Source organism: Meridianimarinicoccus zhengii, from assembly GCF_003254465.1.
Lineage (GTDB): Bacteria > Pseudomonadota > Alphaproteobacteria > Rhodobacterales > Rhodobacteraceae > Meridianimarinicoccus > Meridianimarinicoccus zhengii.
Genome location: NZ_QDFI01000199.1, coordinates 1 through 740 on the forward strand (window position 1 = coordinate 1; position 740 = coordinate 740).

General features: G+C 64.6%; 1 pseudogene. It reads right to left on the reverse strand.

What is annotated here, in order from left to right:
- Nucleotides 1-60: 60 nt before the first annotated feature.
- A pseudogene (locus tag DDE13_RS22605) lies at nucleotides 61-740 on the reverse strand (IS91 family transposase); the annotation flags it as partial.

Sequence of the window (740 nt, forward strand, 5' to 3'; positions counted from 1 at the left end):
CAGCGCTCCAGCGTGATCTGCGCTGAGAATCAGTAGGTTAGGAATTGTTCAGGGCGAACTCAGGAAGCGGCGGATGAACTCGGGCGTGGCCAGCCGCATGACCTTTTTCCGGTCGCCGGATTTGATGCGGTAATCCTTCCAGCAAAAGGCGACGGTATCGGCATCCGCGCTGACCAGGCGAGCGTTTGAGATGGCGACCCTGTGCGTGTAGCGGCTCAGGTAGGCCAGCACGGCCTCGGGTCCTCCGAAGGGCGGCTTGGCATAGACGACCCAGTCGGATTTGCGGAACGGGGCGAGCCATCCCGTGAAGGTGTCCGCGTCGGCCAGCTCGGCAAGATCGCCGAAGAAGGCCAGTTGACCGGTGTGGTGCAGATCTCTCAGCCCCTCCAGAAACAGGCGCCGGAACAGCCGCGACAGCACCCGCACATGTAGGAAGAACCCGGGGCGGCAGGCGACCCACTTCGTGCCGTCCAGCGATAGGCCGCCGCCGGGGACGATCATGTGGATGTGGGGATGGTGCATCAGCGCCGAGCCCCAGGTATGCAGCACGCTGGTCATGCCGACCCGGGCGCCGAGGCGCTTGGGATCGGCCGCGATGGTCATGACGGTCTCGGCCGAGGCGCGGAACAGGAGACCGTAGATGGCCTTCTTGTTCCACCAGGCGATCTGAGCGATCTCCGCCGGAAGGGTGAAGACGACGTGGAAGTATTCCACGGGCAGCAGATCGTCCGCACGCGCCG